This is a genomic window from Paracoccus everestensis, from assembly GCF_021491915.1.
GTDB classification, from domain to species: Bacteria; Pseudomonadota; Alphaproteobacteria; order Rhodobacterales; family Rhodobacteraceae; genus Paracoccus; species Paracoccus everestensis.
Genome location: NZ_CP090836.1, coordinates 122610 through 142108 on the forward strand (window position 1 = coordinate 122610; position 19499 = coordinate 142108).

Below are 19499 nucleotides of genomic sequence, written 5' to 3' on the forward strand. Positions count from 1 at the left end.
AAAGCCCTTCCCTGCGCCCCTGCGCAAGGGGACCGTCGCAAAACAGACGGCGCGGGGATTTGGTTGCCAGCCGTCCCGCTGCGGACAGCAAGAATTTTCGCCTGGGATCATGCTGGCTTGGCCTGGACTGGGGGTGGGCCGGTTCCCGTGACAGACTCTGAAATTGCAAGCAGGGAAGCGCGTGCCTTTCCCGTTTTCCGCCGTGACCAGGCTGCCATTCCCGGCAATGAAGCAGTCAAAGCCCTTCGCCGCGCCTTCGATTGCGTCAGAGCCGTTGGCGGCGGGTTCGGCTTATCTGTTGCTGGAAAGGCCGTGACCCTGCGCGCAAGCCCTCCGCCCTCGCACTATTCCGCCGCCATCCGGTGCCGTCCGATGGGCAGCATCATCGGCCGTCCCGAGGTGGGGTCGGGGATGATCCGGCTGTCCAGGCCGAAGACCGCGCGAACGGTGTTTTCGGTCAGCACATCCTCGGGGGCGCCCTGGGCGTGCAGGGTGCCGCCCGCCATGGCGACCAGTTGGTCGGCGTATCGCGCGGCCAGGTTCAGGTCGTGCAGCACCATCACGACCGTGGTCCCGCGCCGGTGGTTGAGGTCGGTCAGCAGATCCAGAACCTCGACCTGGTGGCTGATGTCCAGGAATGTCGTGGGTTCGTCCAGCAGCAGCAGATCCGTTTCCTGCGCAAGCGCCATGGCGATCCAGACCCGCTGGCGCTGCCCGCCCGACAGCTCGTCCACGGCGCGTTCGGCCAGGTCCAGGGTCTTGGTGGCCTCCAGGGCGGTGGCCACGGCCTGGTCGTCCTCGCGCGTCCAGCGCGACAGGATCCCGTGATGGGGATGGCGGCCCCGGCTGACCAGATCGGCCACGGTGATGCCCTCGGGGGCGATGGGCGATTGCGGCAACAGGCCCATCACCTGCGCCACGCGGCGGGGCGCCATGCGGTGGATCGCCTTGCCGTCCAGAAGCACCCGGCCCGCGCGCGGGAACAGCAGCCGCGACATGGTGCGCAGCAGGGTCGATTTCCCGCAGGCATTGGCGCCGACAATGGCGGTGATCCGTCCCGGCAGAACCTCCAGGTCCAGATCCTGCAGGATCGTCCGGTCGCCATAGCCCGCCGAAAGCCGATGGACGGAAAGGGAATGATTGCTCACAAGGATCCTCCGGCGCGGTTCACGCGCACGATCAGCCAGATCAGGTAGGGCGCGCCCAGGGCGCCGGTGACGACCCCCACGGGAAAGCGCGTGGGCAGCAGGAACTGGCCGATGTAATCGCCCCCCAGCACCAAAAGCGCCCCGACGAGGCCCGAGGGGATCAGGACCGATCCATTCGGGCCCAGGATGCGCGCGGCGATCGGGCCGGACAGAAAGGCCACAAAGGCCACAGGGCCGGTGATGGCGGTGGCGACCGCGATCAGGCCCACTGCGGACAGGATCACCAGCATCCGCGTGGCGGCGACATTCGTGCCAAGCGCGGCCGCCGTATCGTCGCCCAGGCGCAGCGATTCCAGGTCGCGGCTGCGGCTGACCAGCAGCCCGCCGAAGACCGCCAGCGACGCCAGCATCGGCAAGGCCTGGGACAGTTGCGCGCCGTTCACGCTGCCTGTCAGCCACCGCATCGCCTCGGCCAGATCCCAGGACGGCGCGCTCGTCAGGACATAGGCGATGAAGCTGTCCAGCATGGCCGAGACGCCGATGCCGACCAGGATCAGGCGCGTGCCTGCCACGCCCCCCTGGAAGGACAGCCCATAGATCAGCAGCGCCACGCCCAACCCGGCGATGACCGCGAAGATCGACACCACCGGCCCGTCGAGTCCCAGGACCACGATGGCAAGAACCGCCGCAGCACTTGCCCCCCGGCTGATGCCGATGATGTCGGGACTGGCCAGCGGGTTGCGCAGCATGATCTGGAAAGCGGCGCCCCCCAGGCCGAAGGACAGGCCTGCAAGTACCGCCAGGACCGCGCGAGGCAGCCGCAACTGGCCCACGGTGAAGGATTGGCCGGGCACGTCCTCGCCTGCCAGAACCCGCAGCACGGTTTGCGGGGAAACAAAGGACTGGCCCAGCATCAGCGTCAGCGCAAACCCGGCCAGCAGCAAGATCAGCGCCCCGCCGACAACCGCCCTGCGGCGCCTGGCGCGGCGCAGGCGGCCGGAGGCGATCAGGTCGATAAAGGTCATAATTCCCGCACCCGGGCGCGGCGCACGATCCAGATGAAGAAGGGCGCGCCGACAAAGGCGGTGACGATGCCCACATCCAGTTCGCCGGGGCGGGCGATCAGGCGGCCCGCGATGTCCGACGCGATCAGCAGGCACGCCCCCGCCAGGGCCGAGAACGGCAGCAGCCAGCGGTGATCCACGCCCACCAGAACGCGGCACAGATGCGGCACGATCAGGCCCACGAAGGCGATCGGCCCGCAGACCGCCGTGATCGCCCCGCATAACAGGATCGCGCCCAGGGCGGCCAGCCCGCGTGCAACCGCCACGCGTTCACCCAGGCCAGCAGCCATCTCGTCCCCCAGGGCCAGCAAATTCAGCTTGCGCGCGCAGGCGAGGCTGATGGCAAGACCCGCCGCCAGGAAAGGCAGCACCGGAACCAGGCGCGCAAAGGTCGCGCCGCCCACGCCGCCCACCTGCCAGGATTGCAGTCCCCCCGCGACATCGCCCCGCGACAGCATGATCGCCAGCACCAGCGACAGGAACGCGACCGAGGTCGCGACCCCCGCAAGCGCCAGCTTCAACGGCGTCGGCCCCCCGCGTCCCAGAGACCCGATGGCATAGACAAAGACCGCCGTGGCCCCCGCGCCCCCGATGGCCACCCAGATATAGGCCTGGGCGGACGCGATCCCGAAAAAGGCCACCGCCACCGCGACGGCCAGGGCCGCGCCCAGGTTCACCCCCAGAATCCCCGGATCGGCCAGCGGATTGCGCGTCACGCCCTGCATGATCGCCCCCGCAAGGCCAAGCGATGCCCCGGCAAGCGCGGCCAGAACCGTGCGCGGGATCCGCGCGGCCACCGACGCCTGGCCGATGGTGTCCACTTGCCCCCGCAACGCGGCGGCGATGTCGTCCAAGCCCACGTCCCGCGTGCCAACGGCCACCGACAGCGCACACAGCATCGCCAGCAGCCCCAGCATCGCGGCCAGCCAGACCGCGCGGACGGGGTTCGACCGGGGCGCAACGGCGGCGCGCGGCAAGGGGCTGGCGGTGCCGGTCATCATTCGGATTTCTGCGCGGCCCCGGCCAGCAGGGCGGCGTAATCGTCAAGCACCCAGGGCAAGCCCAGCGGCGTGGGGTTGGCGGCATTGCCCGCAGGGTCGTTCTTCAGCATTACGATGGCGCCATTGGCAACGGCGGGCATATGCCTGAACAGGGGATCGGCGCGCATCGCCTCCAGCAACGGCTGGCCGCCATAGGTCACGACGATGTCCACGTCGTCAAAGGCATCGATCCGTTCCGCGCTGATGGATCCGAAGAACTGCCCGGGCTGCGTCGCCTGCGTCACGCTTGCCGGCATCGACAGGCCCAGATCCCCGAAGAACTTCACCCGCGTGTCATGGGCGCTGTAGAAATTGATGACGGACAGGTTCGTGGTGTCCAGATGCGTCACGAACATCGCGGTCTTGCCCGCCAACTGCGGGTGGCGGGCGACCGCCTCGGCGATCCGGGCATCCATGCGGGCGATCAGGGCATCGCCTTGCGCCGCCATGCCCATGCCCGCGCTGTTCATGCGGATCATCTGCCGCCATTCGGTCGTCCATGCCCCGTCGGGATAGGCCACCACCGGCGCGATCTGTGACAGGGTGTCGTAATCGGCCTGGCTCAGGCCGGAATAGGCGGCCAGGATCACGTCGGGCCGGGTCGCCGCAACCCCTTCAAAGTCGATGCCGTCGCCTTCGTCGAAAAGGACGGGGGTGTCGGCGCCCAGCTCGGCCAGCCTTTCCTCGACCCAGGGAAGGACGCCGTCGCCATCGTCATCGCCGTAATTTGCCGCGGCCATGCCCACCGGCACGATGCCAAGCGCCAGAGGAACCTCGTGGTTGCCAGAATTGACGGTCGCCACCCGCTGCGGCCTTTCCGTGATCGTGGTGGTGCCAAAGGCATGGGGGATGGTGACGGGAAAGGCCGCCTCCTGGGCCGGGGCGATGCCCGCGCCAAGACACCAGGCCAAGGGAAAGGCAAGCGGACGAAGATGGGTGGGCATCGGATCTCCAATCGCGGTCAGGTGCGGATTGCCCGGCACCGCCCCGGTCCGTCAAGGCGTTCGGGCACCGGGCGCGGGCGCGTCCCGGCACATTTCCATGGATTCTGACAAAAACCGTAGGAATCTACAAGACGAGCTTTGCCCCGTGGATTAAGACGCGCGCCAACGCAACCCAGCGCCATCCTGCGGCCAACTGCCAAGGGGGCCGCAGGTCTGCCCTATCGCAAGCCACCGGTATCCCCGGAAGCCAACAGCAAAAACAAAAACGCGGGACTTCGAACCTTGGCACATGACGTTTCTTATGGCGGCCGCAATCTGATTGCCCTTCTGCTGGGCTGCACGGCGCTGATCGCATCCCCGGCCGGGGCGCAGGACACCGGAACCGGGACCGAGGATGCGCCTTATCGCCTGTCTCCGATCCTGATCAATGCGGACGGCCAGGCCGACGACGACGCGAATTCGATTGTCGCGCAGGAGCTGTGGACCGGCGGCAAGGTGGCAACCAGCATCCTGGACACCCCTGCATCGGTGTCCGTCATCACCGAAAAGGAAGTCCGCGACCGCGACGCCGACACGCTGGAGGAAGTGCTGAGCTATTCGGCCGGCATCCACACCGACTTTTACGGGACGGACGACCGGAATGAATACTTCCTGGTCCGCGGGTTCCAGGCCACGACCTATCGCGATGGGCTGACCCTGGGATCCATGCGCAGCGTGCGCGAGGAACCCTATGCTTTCGAGCGGACCGAGGTGATCCGCGGCGGCAACTCGACGCTGTTCGGCACATCCGATCCAGGCGGCACGATCAATTTCGTGACCAAGCAGCCGCGCTTCGAGCGGTTCGGAGAGGTGTATGGATCCGTGGGATCGCCGCGCAATGCGGAATACGGGTTCGACGCGGGGGACGTGCTGAACGCGGAAGGGACGCTGGCCTATCGCGTGACGGGCAAGGTGCAGGACGGCGAACGGGACTATGACCATTCGCGGAACGACAGCCGCTTCCTGATGGGCGGCCTGTCCTGGCAGCCCAGCACCGCCACGACGCTGAGCGTGATCGCTGATTACCTCAAGCGCGAGAACACCCCCAACAGCGGCGGCTATCCGCTGGACCGCGAATACGACCGCGACCTGTTCTTCGGCGAGCCTGACTTCAACTATCAGAACGTCGAGCGCGCCAGCATCACTGGCCTGTTCGAACATGACTTTGACAATGGCCTGAACCTGCGCGCGAACCTGCGCTATAGCGATCTGAAAAGCGACTTTGGCTATGTCTATCTGTCCGACAGCCCGGCACGGACAGGCACGGTCGTGGACCGCTGGTATTTCGGCGGCGACAACACTGCCGAGGAACTGATCGGCAACGTCATTCTGCAATATGACCGCAGCTTTGACCGTTTCGACAGCAGCACCGTGGCCGGACTGGAATTCCGGGACGCGTCGACCACCAGCGCGCCGTTCTTCGGGGCCTATACCCCGATCGACATCGCAAATCCGGTCTATTCGGGTGCGCCGGGCAGTCTGGCAGCGCCTTACGAATTGCGAGACAACGATTACAGCACGCAATCGCTGTTCTTGCAGCAGAACCTGTCCTTCGACGACCGCTTCATCGCGACAGTCGGTCTGCGCCACGACTGGCTGGACATCGAGGAAACGCTGAACGGCGTGAACGCCAGCGACGAATTCTCGGAAACCTCGATCCGTGGCGCGCTGACTTACAAGATCAACAGCGAGATCTCGACCTATGCCAGCTATGTCGAATCCGTGGCCCCTCCGGGCATCGGCGTCGAACCGGAACGGGGCGAGCAATACGAATTGGGCATTAAGTATCAGCCGCTTGGAACGAATGCGCTGTTCTCGGCCTCGGTCTATGACCTGCGCAAGAACAACGTCACCGTGGCTGTGGTCCAGCCAGACGGCAACATCACGCGCGAACTGGTAGGCGAACAGCGCGTGCGCGGGATAGACCTGGAAGGCAAGGCGGAAGTGGCAAACAACCTGGACGTGATCGCGTCCTATTCCTACATGAAATCAGAAGTGCTGCGGTCGGACCCAATCCGGGGCGCGGATGTGGAAGGAAACGAGTTTTCCGAGGTGCCGAACCACATGGCATCCCTGTGGGTGAACTATACCCTGCCGGGCACCGAAACCCGCGGCGACATGACCTTCGGCCTGGGCGCGCGCTACATCGGGTCGTATTACTTCGCGATCTCGAACGCCACGGGCAAGGCCGATGCGTCGACCACGCTGGATGCGGCCTTCAGCTACCAGGTGCAGGACAATACCAGCCTGGCCGTCAATGTCAGCAACCTGCTGGACGACCAGCACGTCGTCGGGCGTGGCACGGCGGATTACTACAACCCCGGCCGCGAGATTTCCGCGACCCTGCGCCACCGCTTCTAAGGCCCCTTACCTCGGCGCCTGCATCCGCCGCCACGCGGCGGGTGTTTCGCCCGCGACCTGCCGAAAGGCGCGTGTCAGGTGCGCCTGGTCCGAAAACCCCAGTTGCGCCGCGACATCGGCCACGGTCAGGTCGCTTTGCGCCAGCAGGTGTTGGGCAAGGGCGATCCGCTGGCCCAACTGCCATTGCAGGGGTGTCTGCCCGGTGGTCTGCTTGAAGACCGCCGCGAACCAGCTTTCCGACAGACCGACGGTCGCGGCCATCTCTGCCACGGTCATGCGGCGGTCCTGCCGGTCCTTCAGCGCCGCCGCCAGCTTGCGCATCTGCGCAGGCGCCAGCCCGCCCGAGGCGCGGTCATGGCGTTCGGCGGGGATCTCCAGCAGACCCGTGGCGATGCTGCCCACCAGGCTTTCGGCAAATACCGGATGGCGGCTGGGCTGCGACACCTCGTCAACCAGCAGCCGGACCAGGGTCGCCAGGGCGGGCACGTCCTGGGTTTCGACCGGGCGGCGCAGGACGGACAGCGCATCCGATGCGCCAATGGAGGGGCCCAGGAAGCGCAGCAGCCGGTCGCGGTGGATATGCAAATCCAGATGCGAAAAGCGATGCGCGGCGGTGAAGCTGGACCAGATCGGCACGCCCGCCGGGACATACAGGGCGCGCATCATCGGTCGGGCATGGGCCGCCACCCCGGCATCGCAGTTCGACATCAGGATATGGGACGACACGTCATTCAGGAAGAACACGATGCGCGGGTCGGGCGATAGGTAATATCCCCTTGCGCCCGCCGCGCCCTCGGCCTGCCAATAAACGCCGACCATGCCGTCCAGGCCCCGCCAGCGGACCGGAACCGTGGGCCGGATGCCCTGGGTGCAGCAGGTCATGGTATGGCGATAGCCCATCTATCCGTTTTCGTATTGTTGACTGAATTTGTTCAGTATATGAAAATTGCAATTATGGAAAGGGGCGCGCCATGTCGCATCTGCGCAACCACCGGAATTCCGGCATCATTCCCATGGCCTCGGGCGCGGCTGCGGCGGCCTTGAAGGCCCGCGCCGCCGCCTGGGACGTGCCGCTTGTGGAAACTGCCGAGGCGCTGAGCCTGTTTGTCTGGGGCTGCGAATTGCGCCTGGTGCCGGGCGGCAATGATGTCCGCATCGAACTGGCCGCCCCCGAGGCCCGGCTGATCGGCAGCCTGCAGGACAGCGCGACCGAACTCTTTGCCGAAGCGGGGCTTGAGGTCCGCTGGGACCGTGTCGATGCGGGCGCCCTGGCGCCGGGCCTGTCGCTGATGCGCGTCCTGTCGGTAACGCAGCAGTCCCCGGGCTTTGTCCGGGTCCGCCTGACAGGACCGGATGCGGCGCGATATGGCCGGCCGGCGCGGATGCGCTGCACCGGCCGGTCTATACCGTGGCAGACCAAGGGAACGACTGGCTGGATTTCGACATCTTCCGCCATGCCGGCAGCCCGACCTGCGACTGGGCGCTGTCCGGCCCGCAAGGCAGCACGGTCGGCATCATCGGGCCCGGCGGCGGATGGTGCCCGGACGCGGAACGCCTGCACCTGTTCGGCGATGAAACCGCGCTGCCGGCCATGACCCGGATGCTGGATCTGGCCCCGGGCGAGGTCACGGCCCATATCCGGACCGCTTGCCACGACCTGGGACCGTTGGCTGACGACCCGCGCGTCGCGCGCTGCGACGATCTGCTGGCGGCCTTGGCCGGGGCCGACTTGGGTTCAGGCAGCTTTGTCTGGTTCGCGGCCGAGGCGGCGCAGGCACGCCAGGCCCGCAAGCACCTGATCGAACGCGGCATCGACCGCAAGGATTTCCTGTCCGCCGCCTATTGGGGCTAAGCCGCCAGCCGGGCATAGATCCCGCCCTGGGCGATCAGGTCCGCATGGCTGCCGATTTCCGCGATGCGGCCCCCGTTCATCACCACGATGCGGTCGGCATTGCGGATCGTGCCCAGCCGGTGCGCGATGACCAGAGTCGTGCGCCCCACCGCAAGCGCATCAAGGGCCTGCTGGATCTCGCGTTCGGTCTGGCTGTCGAGCGCGCTTGTCGCCTCGTCCAGGATCAGGATGGGGGGGTTCTTCAGAAAGGCGCGCGCAATGGCCACGCGTTGTTTCTGCCCGCCCGACAGCATCACGCCGCGTTCGCCCACGACCGTGTCCAGCCCGTCGGGCAGCGATTCGATCATCGTTGTCAGTTGCGCCTGGGCTGCAGCCTGGCGCACGTCGTCGTCGGTCGCGCCAAGCCGGCCATAGGCGATGTTCTCGCGCAGGGTGCCGCCGAACAGGAACACGTCCTGGCTGACCAGCCCGATCTGGCGGCGCAGGCTGTTCAGCCGCAGGGCGGACAGCGCCAGCCCGTCCACGGTGATCCGGCCCCGCGTGGGTTCGTAAAATCGCGGCAGCAGCGCCAGAAGCGTGGTCTTGCCCGCGCCCGACGGGCCGACAAAGGCCACCGTTTCCCCGGCACGCACGTCCAGGTCGATGCCGTCCAGGATCGTGCGGCCTTCGTCATAGGCAAAGCCCACGCCCTCGAAGCGGATATCGCCGCGAAGGGCCGGCGCCTCGACGGCGTCCGGCGCATCGGTGATTTCGGGATCCGTCGCCAGCAGTTCCTGATACCGGCGAAACCCCGCGATGCCGCGCGGATAGGTTTCGATCACGGCGGCGATCTTTTCCAGGGGACGGTAAAAGACACCGACCAGCAGAAGGAAACCCACAAAGCCGCCGGTGGTCAGTTCGCCCGACAGCACGAAGCCCGCGCCCATCACCATCACGATGACCTGCACCAGCCGCAGGCCCATGTATTGCAGGGCGTTCGACGTAGCCATCACGCGATAGGCGTCCAGCTTGGCCTGGCGATAGCGGGCGTTGTCGGCGGCGAACAGGTGGTTCTCGTGCGCCTCGTTGCCGAAGGCCTGGACGACGCGGACGCCGCCCAGGGCTTCCTCCAGCCGGACGTTGAAATCGCCCACGCGGGAATAGATGGCCCGCCAGGTCTGCGTCATCCGCCCGCCATAGACGATCACCAGGGCCAGCATCGCGGGCACGATCAGCGCCACGATCACCGCAAGCTGCGGGTTGATCCAGAACATCAGCGCGAAAGCCCCGACAAAGGTCATCAGCGCGATAAAGGCATCCTCGGGCCCGTGATGGGCAACCTCGCCGATTTCTTCCAGGTCGCGGGTCACGCGCGCGATCAGCTTGCCGGTGCGGGCGCGGTCGTACCACCGCCAGGACAGGCGCGTCAGGTGGTCGAAGGCGCGGGCGCGCATTTCCGTCTCGATGTTGATGCCCAGCTTGTGGCCCCAATAGATCACCACCGTCAGCAGGCCCGCATTGGCCGCATACAAGGCCAGCAGGCCCACGGCGGCTGCCACGGTCAGCGTCCAGTTGCCCTGTGGCAGCAGGTGGTCGATAAAGGCGGTCACGGCCAGCGGAAAGGCCAGTTCCAGAAGGCCCGACAGCACCGCGCAGCCGAAATCCAGCCAGAACAGTCCCATGAATGGCCGGTAATAGGAAAAGAACTGGCGCAGCATGGAGCGATTCCTTCAGGCGGGTCTTGCCCGGACGCGGCGGCGGCTTGTCATGCCCGGCGCCCGGGCGTCGATCCGCCTCTTGCCACAATGGCCCGCCAAGCGCCAGAACTCGGCCTCAGGCGAAGTCCTCGGGCAGCGCCCGCGGCCTGGGACCGCCGGTCGCCCAGTCCAGCAGTTCCGCCGTATGGACAACCGGAACCCCCGTGCCCGATCCGATCTGCATCATGCAGCCGATGTTGCCCGCGCTGATGACCTGGGGACGAGTGGCCTCCAGGGTGGCGACCTTGCGGGCCTTGAGTTCGGCCGAGATCGCGGGCTGCATCAGGTTATAGGTGCCGGCCGATCCGCAGCAGATATGGCTGTCCCTGGGTTCCAGCACGGCAAAGCCCGCATCCGCCAGCAACTCCTTGGGCGTGGCCTTGATCCCCTGGCCGTGCTGCAACGAACAGGCGGCGTGATAGCCGACCCGCAGGGGCGGGGCATGGGTGGCGTCCTGCAGCCCCAGGTCGGCCATGACCTCGGTGATGTCCCGGGCCAGGGCTGCCACGCGGGCGGCGTCGGCTTCCAGCGGGTCGCCTGCGAACATATGGCCGTAATCCTTGACCGTGGTCCCGCAGCCCGAGGTGTTGATGACCACCGCGTCCAGGCCGTCGCCGTCGATTTCCGCCTTCAGCGCGCGGATATTGGCCGCGGCAAAGGCATGGCTTTCGGTTGTGCGGCCCATGTGGTGGGTCAGCGCGCCGCAGCAGCCGAGGCCCTTCGGGATCACCACCTCACAGCCATGGCGGCGCAGCAGGCGGATGGTGGCGTCGTTGATGTCGGTGTTCAGCGCCCTTTGCGCGCAGCCCACCAGCAGCGCCACGCGCTTGCGGCGCGTGCCTTGGGCCGAAAAGACCTGCGGGCGGTCGTTCAGGCTGGGCCGCGGGATGTCGCGCGGCGCCATGTCCAGCATCGCCCGCAGCCGGGGGTCTGGCATCAGGCGCCGGAACGGGCGGCCCAGTTTCGCGCCACGCAGCGCCAGCCGGAATCGGCCGGGATAGGGCAGGATCTTCGCCAGCATCCACCGCAGCAGCCGGTCGGGCAGGGGGCGGCGATAGTTTTCCTCGATATAGTCCCGTGCGTGATCGACCAGGTGCATATAATGGACACCCGACGGGCAGGTGGTCATGCAGGACAGGCAGGACAGGCAGCGGTCGATGTGCTGGACGGTCTTCGGATCCGGCACGCGGCTGTTTTCCAGCATGTCCTTGATCAGGTAGATCCGTCCGCGCGGGCTGTCCAGTTCGTCGCCCAGAACCTTGTAGGTGGGGCAGGTGGCGGTGCAGAAGCCGCAATGGACGCAGGTGCGCAGGATGTCATTGCTGCGCGCGGTCAGCGGGTCGGCCAATTGCTGGGCTGTAAAGGTTGTCTGCATGTCACGCGTCCATCAGGCCAGGGTTGAGGATGCCCGCCGGATCAAAGGTCCGCCGCAGCCCGTCTTGCAGGCGCGCAACCGCGGCTGGCAAAGGTGGAAAGGCCGGGCCTTGGACGCCTGCGCGGCGGATCAGGGTGGCATGGGGCGCAAGGCCGCGCGGATTGCCGGGACCGCGATACCAGATCAGCCCGCCCCCCCAGTCCAACGAGCAGTCGCCCCCAATTGCCCGCAGCCCGGTGCAGATGCCGGGCGCATCGGTGGGCTTGCACAGGATCCGCCACAATGGCCCGCCGGTCGCGAAATGCGCCGCGTCGCGGATGTCGTCCCAGGGCGCGTCGTCCACCACCTCGGGGCGGTGTTCCGCCAGCAGCGCCAGCAGCCGGTCCCGGCGATAGGCCAGCTGGCCTTCTAATCCTTCGAGGCGCAAAAAGGCCGTGCCGCCGACATGAACGGCGCCGGAAACCTCGAACGGGGTGGACAGCGCCGTCGTGAAGATGCGCAGGGCGGTGGTTTCGGTCACGCCGGGAAAGGCCAGCGTGGTGCGTGCAGGCAGCAGGGGCAGGGTCTTCAGCACGACCTCGGTCAGGACGGCCAGCGTGCCATGCGATCCGGCCAGCAGCTTGGACAGATCCAGGCCGGTGACGTTCTTCATCACCCGCCCGCCGTTTTTCAGAAAGCGGCCGCGCCCATCGACAAAACGCACCCCAAGAAGGTGGTCGCGGCAGGCCCCGGCCAGCAACCGGCGCGGGCCGCTGGCATTGGCGGCGACCATTCCGCCCAGGGTGGGCGTGCCGTTCCGGCCCAGGATGCGGCCCGGATCGGGCGGATCAAAGGCCAGCGCCTGTCCTTCGGCAGCCAGCATGGCCCGGACCTCGGGCAGGGGGGTGCCGGGACGGGCGATCAGGGTCATTTCGGCGGGGGAATAGGTCACGACGCCGGACAGGCGCGCCAAGGACAAGGGTTCGCCGGGACCGGGGTTTTCGACCCGCGTGCCGCCACCCGCGATGCGCAGGGGGGTGCGGCGGGCATGGCTGTCGGCCAAGATCTCCGAAACTTCGGCCTCGGTGGTGGGGGCAAGATCCAGGGCAATGCTCATTCCGCAGCCCTCGCCCGGTGGGTGGCGCTTGCGTCCAGCGGAAAGACCTTGGCCGGGTTCAGCAGCCAGTCGGGATCGAACACGTCCTTGACCTGCATCTGGATCGTCAGGTCATCGGGCGCATATTGATCGCCCATCAGGTCGCGCTTTTCCACGCCCACGCCATGTTCGCCGGTCAGGCAGCCGCCCACCTGAACGCACAGGCGCAGGATGTCGGCGCCAAAGGCCTCGGCCCGGGCCAGATCGCCGGGGGTGTTGGCGTCGAACAGGATCAGCGGGTGCATATTGCCATCGCCCGCGTGAAAGACATTGGCGACCTCCAGCCCGTGTTGGCGCGACAGTTCCCCGATCCGGCGCAATGTATAGGGCAGTTGGCCCACCGGCACCGTACCGTCGAGGCAGATGTAATCGCCCAAGCGCCCCATGGCGCCAAAGGCCGACTTGCGGCCCTTCCAGATCGCCAGCGCCTCGTCCGCGTTGCGGCTTTCGCGGAACTCGACCGGGTTCAGCGCGTCCGCGATGGCGCGGATGCGGGCGATCTGGTCGTCGATCTCGGCGCGCGATCCCTCGACCTCGACGATCAGGACAGCGGGACAGTCGGGGTATCCGGCCTTGGCGAATGCCTCGACCGCGCGCAGGCAGGGTTCGTCCATGTATTCGATGGCGACCGGCAGCACGCCCGACCGGATGATGTTGGCCACACATTCGCCCGCAACCTCGGGGGAACCAAACCCGATCAGCACCGGCCGCGCGCCTTCGGGGCGGGGCAGGATGCGCAAGGTGGCCTCGGTAACGACGCCAAGCTGGCCTTCGGATCCGCAAAGGATACCCAGCAGATCCAAGCCCGCCGGTCCCATCTCTGGCCCGCCCAGTTCCACGACCTCTCCGGTCGTCAGCACAACGGTCGCGCCCAGCAGGTTGTTGGTTGTCACCCCGTATTTCAGGCAATGCGCCCCGCCCGAGTTCATGGCAATGTTGCCGGCGATGGTGCAGGCAAGCTGCGACGAGGGGTCGGGCGCATAAAAGAAGCCCAGGGGTTCCAGTTCGGCGCTGACCGACAGGTTGGTCACGCCCGTCTGTACCCGGACATATCGGTTGTCGGTGTCGATCTCCAGCACCTCGCGCAGGCGCATGGTGCCCAGGATCACGCAATCGGCCGTGGGCAGCGCGCCCCCCGCCAGCGATGTCCCGGCACCGCGCGGCACCACCGGCACGCCCATGCCGCCGCAGACACCCATCACCGCCGCGACCTCGGCCGTCGTGCGGGGCAGGACCACGGCCAGCGGCGGGCAGCGATAGGCGGTCAGCGCGTCGCATTCATAGGCGCGGGTTTCCTGGGGATCGTCGATCACCGCATCGGCCGGCAACACCGCGCGCAACGCTGCCACGATCTGCGGGCCACGGGCAATGATGCGCTGATCGGGCGCTGGCATGGCGATGGACATGGCTTTGCCTTTCTGTTCCCCATGCTGTGGTAAAATAATTTGACCAAGCCTGTCAATTGCGATGGAATGGGCGCGACAACAAGGGTCCGCACCATGACCGAACTGACCATCCGCCCCCAACGCGCGGCCGAGGCCGTGGCCCGCCATATCGAGACGCTGATCCTGGAAGGATCCCTGACCCCGGACGAGGCGTTGTTGCCCGAACGCGATCTGGCGCTGCGGCTGAATGTGTCGCGGCCCACGCTGCGCGACGGCTTGAAGCTGTTGCAGGATCGCGGGCTGCTGGTGGGGGAAAGGGGACGCGGATTGCGGGTCGCGGCCCTGGGCCGGGTCGCCATCACCGATCCGCTGGTCGCGCTTCTGGCCGACCACCCCGAGGTCGAGGATGATTACCTGGATTTCCGCGAGGTGGTGGAAAGCCACGCGGCAGGGCTGGCCGCCGCCCGCGCCACCCCCCTGGACCGTGATCGCATCACCGCCGCCCTGGACGCGATCGAGGCCGCCCATGCCGCAGCCATCCCGGAAAACGAGGCCGAGGCCGATGCCGCCCTGCACCAGGCGATCTATGAGGCGAGCCACAACCTGGTCCTGCTTCAGATCATGCGGGCCTTGTCCGGCAGCCTGCGCAGCAACGTGGCGGCTAACCGGGGGCGGATGTTCACCCTGCCGCAGGTCCGCGACCATCTGCGAAGCCAGCATCGTGCCATCGCGGCCGCGATCCTGGATGGCGATTCCCAGGGCGCGGGGGCTGCAGCCCATGCCCATCTGGCCTATGTCCGCCAGGCTGCCCGCGACATCGCCCAGGCACAGGCCCATGGGGAAACCGCCCGCCGCCGTCACTCAAGCGGCGGCCTGGGCCAGCGGCGATGAATCCTGCAGCCGATCCCATGCGGATGCTGTCGGATGGCGAACTGACCGTAACCCGGCGGCCGGGAATCGGCGGGCCGAACGCCCGATACTGCCTGAGCCTGGACGGCCCGCCAGGGGCACATGCCCTTGCCTGCGACACGGACGGCGTCGATGGCGCGGCCGAGATGGCGGGGGCAGTGATCTGTCCCGGAATCCTGTCGGGCATCCCGGCCGGACGAGCAGAACAAGCCCTGGACGACAACGATGCCCACGGCTTTTTGGCCCCGCTGAATCTGCAGGTTGTAACCGACCCAGTCCTGACAAAAGTCAACAATTTCAGGGCAATCCTGATTTCCCGGCGCCAATCCGGCACCGATTTTCCTTTGGATTGCGATTTGTTAGGCGGAATGTCGGCTGGTTGACACTCTGGCTGGGACAAAAGGTCTATTTGTCATAAGGCGCAGTCGTGGTGCGCTGCAAATTCTGGGTTGAGTGCGAGTTTCAGGCTATCCCGTCGCATCGCAGGATGCGGTGCCCTTGCGGGCCGGGATAGCCATTTTCCTGTTTGATTGATATCGTTTTGTGGTTCACGGGCGGTCAGCCCATTTGTCGATGGACCCGATTTCGATGATCGACCCGGATGATTTTGCCCATCTGTTCCAAGCCCCGATCCTGACAGGGCTGACGCGCAATCAGAAACACGCGCTTCTTTCGGCCTGCACCTCTCGCCTGCTGAAACCCTCGACCTATGTCCTGCGCCAGGGCGAGACGACGCAGGGCAGCTATTTCATCGCCTCGGGCCGGGTCGAGGTTTGTTATGTGGACAGTTCAGGCAACCAGGTGATCGTCCACATCGCCACCCCGGGCGAGATGCTGGGCGAGGTCGAGGCCCTGTCGGGCCGCCCTTGCGCGGCCAGTTGCCAGACCCTGACGGACGCGACGGTGCTGTTCTGCCCTGCCAAGGCGCTTTACACCCATGTCCCCCCGCAGATCCTGATCCCGAACCTGTGCACCTTGCTGCATGACCGGCTGATGCGCGAAAACCGCAACAGGACGGCGGATCATTATTACAGCGCCGACCAGCGGATCCGGCTGTACCTGCGCGACCTGACCAGCGAAGCCGAGGACTCCGTTCGAATCAGCCAGTCGCAACTGGGCGTCGTGATCGGCTGTTCGCGACAGACGGTGAACAAGATGCTGGGCGAATTGCGTGACGAGGGCGTTATTGAACTGGGGCGCAACGCGGTCCGGGTGCTGGACCGCGCCCGGCTGGCCGATGGCGCCCCGGTGATCGAATGATCAGCGCAGATCGGCGATGACGCGGCCATCGTTGGGCAGGGTGCCGGGGGCCACCACCTCGACTGATCCTTTCAAGCGGGTAATCTCGGCCAGTTTGTCGGCCAGGGTTGCGGCCAGGGTGCTGTCGGAATGCTCGGCCAGCAGATGCATCTGGTCCTGTTCGCCCGCACGGCTGATTTCCAGCCGCAGGCGTTGGCAGCCCGGAACGGCCCGCCCGATGGCCGCGATCTGTTCGGGGCGCACGAACATTCCCTTGACCTTGGCCGCCTGATCCGCACGGCCCATCCAGCCCTTGATGCGGCGCGCGCCCGTGCCGCCCGCGATGATCGCCGACATATCGCCCGTGGCAAAGCGCAGCAGCGGGTAATCGGCCTCCAGGCGCGTCACCACGATCTCGCCCACCTCTCCGTCCGGCACCGGATCGCCCGTGCCGGGGCGGACGATTTCCACGATGACCCCGTCGTTCAGCACCATGCCCGGCCCGCCATCCTCGAAGGCGACGATGCCCAGGTCGGCGGTGCCATAGCACTGGCTGACCGCCATCCCGCGCCCCGACAGTTCGGCGCGCAAGGAATCGGGCAGGGCCGCCCCCGTGACCATGCCCACCTGAAGGCAGGAACGGTCCACGCCGGTTTCGTCGGCCTTGTCCAGGATGATCTTGAGGAAATCCGGAACGCCCACATAGACGCGCGGGCGATACTGGGCGATGGCCGTCATCTGGTCGGCGGTGTTGCCCGGCCCGGCCGGGATGACGGGGCAGCCCAGGGCTTCGGCCCCTGCCTCGAAGATGAACGCGGCGGGCGTCAGGTGATAGGAGAAGGTGTTGAGGATCACGTCACCCCCCTGCACCCCGGCGGCGGTCAGGGCGGCAGCCGATCCCCACCAGTCCCGCCCGCGCCCCTCGGGGTCGAAGATCGGCCCGGGCGATACGAACAGGCGGCGAAGTCCGCTGACGGGGTTGCCGTTGAGACCGCCAAAGGGCGCCCCCTTGGCCTGCAAGTCCAGCAGGTCCGACTTGCGCAGCACCGGCAGGCGCGCCAGATCGGTCAGGCTCTCCAAGGGCGCATCGGGCAGGTCGGCCCAATGGGATTGCGTCGCACGCATCCGCGCCAGTTGCGCGTTCAGGCGGTCAAGCGTGTCCTGCCCGCGCGTGTCGCGGGCGTGGTCAGGATCGGCGGTCATGGGATGCCCTCAAGCCAGCCAGCGCTTGCGCCGGCGATAGTGTTTGACGTTGCGGTAATCGGTATGTTCCGCCCCGCCCAGATAAAAATCCTGCACGTCGGGGTTCGATTTCAGAACCTCGGCCGCGCCCGACATGACGACCTGCCCTTGTTCGATCAGATAGGCGCGGCTGACGATGTCCAGCGTCGCCGCGGCGTTCTGTTCGACCAGCAGCACAGACATGCCCTGTTCGGCGTTGATCGTGCCGATGATGCCGAAGATTTCCTGCACCAGCAGCGGCGACAAGCCCAGGGACGGCTCGTCCAGCATGATCAGCTTGGGTTCGGTCATCAGCGCCCGGCCGATGGCCAGCATCTGCTGTTCGCCGCCCGACAGATAGCCTGCCTTGGACTTGATGCGTTCCTTGAGGCGCGGGAAATAAGCATAGACCTGTTCGCGAAGCTCGTTGAAGCGCGCCATGCTGCGCCCGCGATAGGCGGCAACCAGGTTTTCGTCCGGGGTCAGGTGGCCGAAGATGCGCCGGCCTTCCAGAACATGAACCAGCCCGCCCGCCACGCGTTCGGGCGCGCCCATGTTCAGAATGGACCGATCGCCCCAGCGGATTTCGCCCCGGGTGACCAGCCCGCGCTCGGGGCCAAGCAGCCCCGAGATGGATTTCAGCGTCGTCGATTTGCCCGCGCCGTTCGATCCCAGAAGGGCGACCATCTCGCCCTCGCCAACCTCAAGCGAGACACCCTTGATGGCAAGGAAGACCTTGTCATAGATCACCTCGATGTTTTCTAGGATCAGCGCGGGCATGGCGTCAGTGCCCCGCCTTGTAGTCTGCGGCCGATTTCTCGATCACCTCGCGGATCAGGTCGGGATAGGCCGCGTGCCATTCGCTGACCGGCACCCATTTCTCGCCGTCCCATTCCGATACCCGACCCGCGCCGCCGCCCTGGTGGTCCTCGGCGGTATAGGTGACGGGCGGCATCAGCCCTTCGGCGTCATAGCCCGCGATCTTCTCGAAGCCCGCCTTCAGCGTTTCGCCGGTCAGCGGCTGCCCGCCTTCCAGGCCTAGGCGCGCGGCCTCGACCGCGACGGCCATGGTGGCGACGCCCAGGTTGTAATAGCTGGTGCCGACATTGGCGCCTTCGCCCGATCCCTTGCCCGCGTCAATGACCTTTTCCTGGATCCGCTGGATGATCGGATGGTCGGTGCCCGAGGCCGTCGCCTCGAACCGCTTCACGCCCTTCATCTGCGGGCCGACGTTGGCCGCATCGGTTTCGGCCAGCCAGATCACCGAATGGATCTGTTCGGGCGCGATGCCGTTCTGGATGGCGGTGCGCACCGACACGGCCTGCCCGCCGCCCGCGCCCCAGATCAGGACGTAATCGGGGCGATAGCGCCGAACCTCGGACCACGCCGCGGACTGTTCGTTGCCGGGGCTGGCATAGGGGAAGGCTTGGAATTCGAACTTCTCCTGTTCGGCCAGGGCTTCCAGGATCGGGCCGGGCTCGCGGCCGAAGGGGCTGTCGATATGGACGATGGCGATCTTCTTGCCTTCAAGGCCACCGGTTTCCTTCATGTGTTCGATCAGGGCGGCAGCCTGTGCCCAATAGGTGGCAAACATCGGGAAGACATAGGGGAAGACCGTGCCGTCGGATGCGTCGCCGCGCCCATGGGCGGGGGTGATGACCACGTTCTTGTCCGCGCTTGCCTGATCCAGGATCGCGGCGGAAACCGGCGTCGACAGGAAATCGAAGAGAACCGCACCTTCCTCCTTGGCGCGGTTATAGGCCTCGATCCCCCGCTGTGGCTGGTTGCCGGTGTCGCGCACGATGGCGGTGACGGTATCGCCGTCGCCCAGGGTGCCTTCGGCATTCACGAGGGCCAGGTAATCCTGCTGGCCCTGGTTATACTGCCCGGTCACGAAGGTATAAACCGCCGTGAAATCCTGAAGCAGGCCGAACTTGATATCCTCGGCGGCGACGGGGGCGGATAGCCCGGCCACAAGGGCCGTCGTCAGCGCCAGCTTGCGCAGAAAGGTCATGTGTTTTCCTCCCATGTTGTGCGTTCCCCCTCCCAAG

At 66.6% G+C, this 19499-nt stretch carries 17 protein-coding genes and 1 pseudogene; 6 read left to right on the plus strand and 12 right to left on the minus strand.

What is annotated here, in order from left to right:
* Positions 1 to 344: 344 nt before the first annotated feature.
* Genes LZ585_RS00615 through LZ585_RS00630 form a run of 4 tightly spaced genes read right to left on the minus strand, consistent with a single transcriptional unit; the run spans position 345 to position 4196 of the window.
* Positions 345 to 1148 carry an ABC transporter ATP-binding protein gene (locus LZ585_RS00615; protein WP_234854478.1) on the minus strand — a complete coding sequence of 268 codons (804 nt, stop codon included), beginning with the start codon at positions 1146 to 1148 and terminating at the stop codon, positions 345 to 347.
* Positions 1145 to 2173 carry a FecCD family ABC transporter permease gene (locus tag LZ585_RS00620; RefSeq protein WP_234854480.1) on the minus strand — a complete coding sequence of 343 codons (1029 nt, stop codon included), beginning with the start codon at positions 2171 to 2173 and terminating at the stop codon, positions 1145 to 1147. Before LZ585_RS00620 ends, LZ585_RS00615 begins: the two co-directional genes overlap by 4 nt.
* Positions 2170 to 3213 (minus strand): FecCD family ABC transporter permease, encoded by a 1044-nt coding sequence (locus LZ585_RS00625; protein ID WP_390625084.1) that lies wholly within the window; start codon positions 3211 to 3213, stop codon positions 2170 to 2172. The genes LZ585_RS00620 and LZ585_RS00625 overlap by 4 nt, the downstream gene beginning before the upstream one ends.
* Positions 3210 to 4196 carry an iron-siderophore ABC transporter substrate-binding protein gene (locus tag LZ585_RS00630; RefSeq protein WP_234854481.1) on the minus strand — a complete coding sequence of 329 codons (987 nt, stop codon included), beginning with the start codon at positions 4194 to 4196 and terminating at the stop codon, positions 3210 to 3212. The genes LZ585_RS00625 and LZ585_RS00630 overlap by 4 nt, the downstream gene beginning before the upstream one ends.
* Positions 4197 to 4478: 282 nt before the next feature.
* Here LZ585_RS00630 and LZ585_RS00635 point away from each other — a divergent pair, with 282 nt between their 5' ends.
* Positions 4479 to 6596, plus strand: coding sequence for a TonB-dependent siderophore receptor (locus tag LZ585_RS00635; protein ID WP_234854482.1), 2118 nt, complete (start codon positions 4479 to 4481; stop codon positions 6594 to 6596).
* Between the two features lie 6 nt (positions 6597 to 6602).
* Here LZ585_RS00635 and LZ585_RS00640 read toward each other — a convergent pair whose 3' ends face one another.
* Entirely contained in the window at positions 6603 to 7496 is an 894-nt protein-coding gene (locus LZ585_RS00640) for a helix-turn-helix domain-containing protein (RefSeq protein ID WP_234854484.1), read from the minus strand.
* A gap of 508 nt (positions 7497 to 8004) precedes the next feature.
* Between LZ585_RS00640 and LZ585_RS14910 the strand changes: the two are divergent.
* Both LZ585_RS14910 and LZ585_RS00650 read left to right on the plus strand, forming a co-directional pair.
* Positions 8005 to 8070, plus strand: a pseudogene (locus LZ585_RS14910) (hypothetical protein); the annotation flags it as partial.
* A gap of 117 nt (positions 8071 to 8187) precedes the next feature.
* On the plus strand, positions 8188 to 8448 hold the full coding sequence (locus LZ585_RS00650; RefSeq protein ID WP_234855867.1) for an SIP domain-containing protein: 261 nt from the start codon (positions 8188 to 8190) through the stop codon (positions 8446 to 8448).
* Here LZ585_RS00650 and LZ585_RS00655 read toward each other — a convergent pair.
* From LZ585_RS00655 to LZ585_RS00670, 4 genes are all read right to left on the minus strand, one after another.
* Complete coding sequence (locus LZ585_RS00655; RefSeq protein ID WP_234854485.1) at positions 8445 to 10145, minus strand: ABC transporter ATP-binding protein; 1701 nt, start codon at positions 10143 to 10145, stop codon at positions 8445 to 8447. The genes LZ585_RS00650 and LZ585_RS00655 overlap by 4 nt on opposite strands.
* Before the next feature lie 115 nt (positions 10146 to 10260).
* Positions 10261 to 11559, minus strand: a complete 1299-nt coding sequence (gene glcF / locus LZ585_RS00660; RefSeq protein ID WP_234854486.1) for a glycolate oxidase subunit GlcF — start codon at positions 11557 to 11559, stop codon at positions 10261 to 10263.
* A gap of 1 nt (position 11560) precedes the next feature.
* Positions 11561 to 12655, minus strand: coding sequence for an FAD-binding protein (locus tag LZ585_RS00665; RefSeq protein ID WP_234854488.1), 1095 nt, complete (start codon positions 12653 to 12655; stop codon positions 11561 to 11563).
* Entirely contained in the window at positions 12652 to 14094 is a 1443-nt protein-coding gene (locus tag LZ585_RS00670) for an FAD-linked oxidase C-terminal domain-containing protein (RefSeq protein WP_234855868.1), read from the minus strand. Before LZ585_RS00670 ends, LZ585_RS00665 begins: the two co-directional genes overlap by 4 nt.
* 99 nt (positions 14095 to 14193) lie before the next feature.
* Here LZ585_RS00670 and LZ585_RS00675 point away from each other — a divergent pair, with 99 nt between their 5' ends.
* From LZ585_RS00675 to LZ585_RS00685, 3 genes are all read left to right on the plus strand, one after another.
* On the plus strand, positions 14194 to 14970 hold the full coding sequence (locus LZ585_RS00675; protein ID WP_234854490.1) for a FadR/GntR family transcriptional regulator: 777 nt from the start codon (positions 14194 to 14196) through the stop codon (positions 14968 to 14970).
* The gene (locus LZ585_RS00680) at positions 14967 to 15371 is read left to right on the plus strand and encodes an MOFRL family protein (RefSeq protein ID WP_234854491.1); all 405 of its coding nucleotides are present in this window, start codon (positions 14967 to 14969) and stop codon (positions 15369 to 15371) included. The genes LZ585_RS00675 and LZ585_RS00680 overlap by 4 nt, the downstream gene beginning before the upstream one ends.
* A 205-nt stretch (positions 15372 to 15576) precedes the next feature.
* Positions 15577 to 16248 (plus strand): Crp/Fnr family transcriptional regulator, encoded by a 672-nt coding sequence (locus tag LZ585_RS00685; RefSeq protein WP_234854492.1) that lies wholly within the window; start codon positions 15577 to 15579, stop codon positions 16246 to 16248.
* On the opposite strand, the gene LZ585_RS00690 is transcribed toward LZ585_RS00685, so the two are convergent.
* Genes LZ585_RS00690 through LZ585_RS00700 form a run of 3 tightly spaced genes read right to left on the minus strand, consistent with a single transcriptional unit; the run spans position 16249 to position 19462 of the window.
* Positions 16249 to 17430: a phenylacetate--CoA ligase family protein gene (locus tag LZ585_RS00690; RefSeq protein WP_234854494.1), complete on the minus strand. Its 1182-nt coding sequence runs from the start codon at positions 17428 to 17430 to the stop codon at positions 16249 to 16251. It abuts the gene before it with no gap.
* Between the two features lie 9 nt (positions 17431 to 17439).
* A complete protein-coding gene (locus tag LZ585_RS00695) occupies positions 17440 to 18228 on the minus strand; it encodes an ABC transporter ATP-binding protein (RefSeq protein WP_234854495.1) in 789 nt (262 codons plus the stop codon).
* 4 nt (positions 18229 to 18232) lie between these two features.
* Positions 18233 to 19462, minus strand: a complete 1230-nt coding sequence (locus tag LZ585_RS00700) for an ABC transporter substrate-binding protein (protein ID WP_234854496.1) — start codon at positions 19460 to 19462, stop codon at positions 18233 to 18235.
* Positions 19463 to 19499: the final 37 nt, after the last annotated feature.

Excerpts from the sequence above, each read along its gene's own strand:
- LZ585_RS00685 (WP_234854492.1), top strand. The coding sequence starts at position 15,577 with ATGATCGACCCGGATGATTTTGCCCATCTGTTCCAAGCCCCGATCCTG.
- LZ585_RS00665 (WP_234854488.1), bottom strand. The coding sequence starts at position 12,655 with ATGAGCATTGCCCTGGATCTTGCCCCCACCACCGAGGCCGAAGTTTCG.
- LZ585_RS00650 (WP_234855867.1), top strand. The coding sequence starts at position 8,188 with ATGACCCGGATGCTGGATCTGGCCCCGGGCGAGGTCACGGCCCATATC.
- LZ585_RS00630 (WP_234854481.1), bottom strand. The coding sequence starts at position 4,196 with ATGCCCACCCATCTTCGTCCGCTTGCCTTTCCCTTGGCCTGGTGTCTT.
- LZ585_RS00680 (WP_234854491.1), top strand. The coding sequence starts at position 14,967 with ATGAATCCTGCAGCCGATCCCATGCGGATGCTGTCGGATGGCGAACTG.
- LZ585_RS00695 (WP_234854495.1), bottom strand. The coding sequence starts at position 18,228 with ATGCCCGCGCTGATCCTAGAAAACATCGAGGTGATCTATGACAAGGTC.
- glcF (WP_234854486.1), bottom strand. The coding sequence starts at position 11,559 with ATGCAGACAACCTTTACAGCCCAGCAATTGGCCGACCCGCTGACCGCG.
- LZ585_RS00655 (WP_234854485.1), bottom strand. The coding sequence starts at position 10,145 with ATGCTGCGCCAGTTCTTTTCCTATTACCGGCCATTCATGGGACTGTTC.
- LZ585_RS00625 (WP_390625084.1), bottom strand. The coding sequence starts at position 3,213 with ATGATGACCGGCACCGCCAGCCCCTTGCCGCGCGCCGCCGTTGCGCCC.
- LZ585_RS00700 (WP_234854496.1), bottom strand. The coding sequence starts at position 19,462 with ATGACCTTTCTGCGCAAGCTGGCGCTGACGACGGCCCTTGTGGCCGGG.
- LZ585_RS00620 (WP_234854480.1), bottom strand. The coding sequence starts at position 2,173 with ATGACCTTTATCGACCTGATCGCCTCCGGCCGCCTGCGCCGCGCCAGG.
- LZ585_RS00675 (WP_234854490.1), top strand. The coding sequence starts at position 14,194 with ATGACCGAACTGACCATCCGCCCCCAACGCGCGGCCGAGGCCGTGGCC.
- LZ585_RS00640 (WP_234854484.1), bottom strand. The coding sequence starts at position 7,496 with ATGGGCTATCGCCATACCATGACCTGCTGCACCCAGGGCATCCGGCCC.
- LZ585_RS00690 (WP_234854494.1), bottom strand. The coding sequence starts at position 17,430 with ATGACCGCCGATCCTGACCACGCCCGCGACACGCGCGGGCAGGACACG.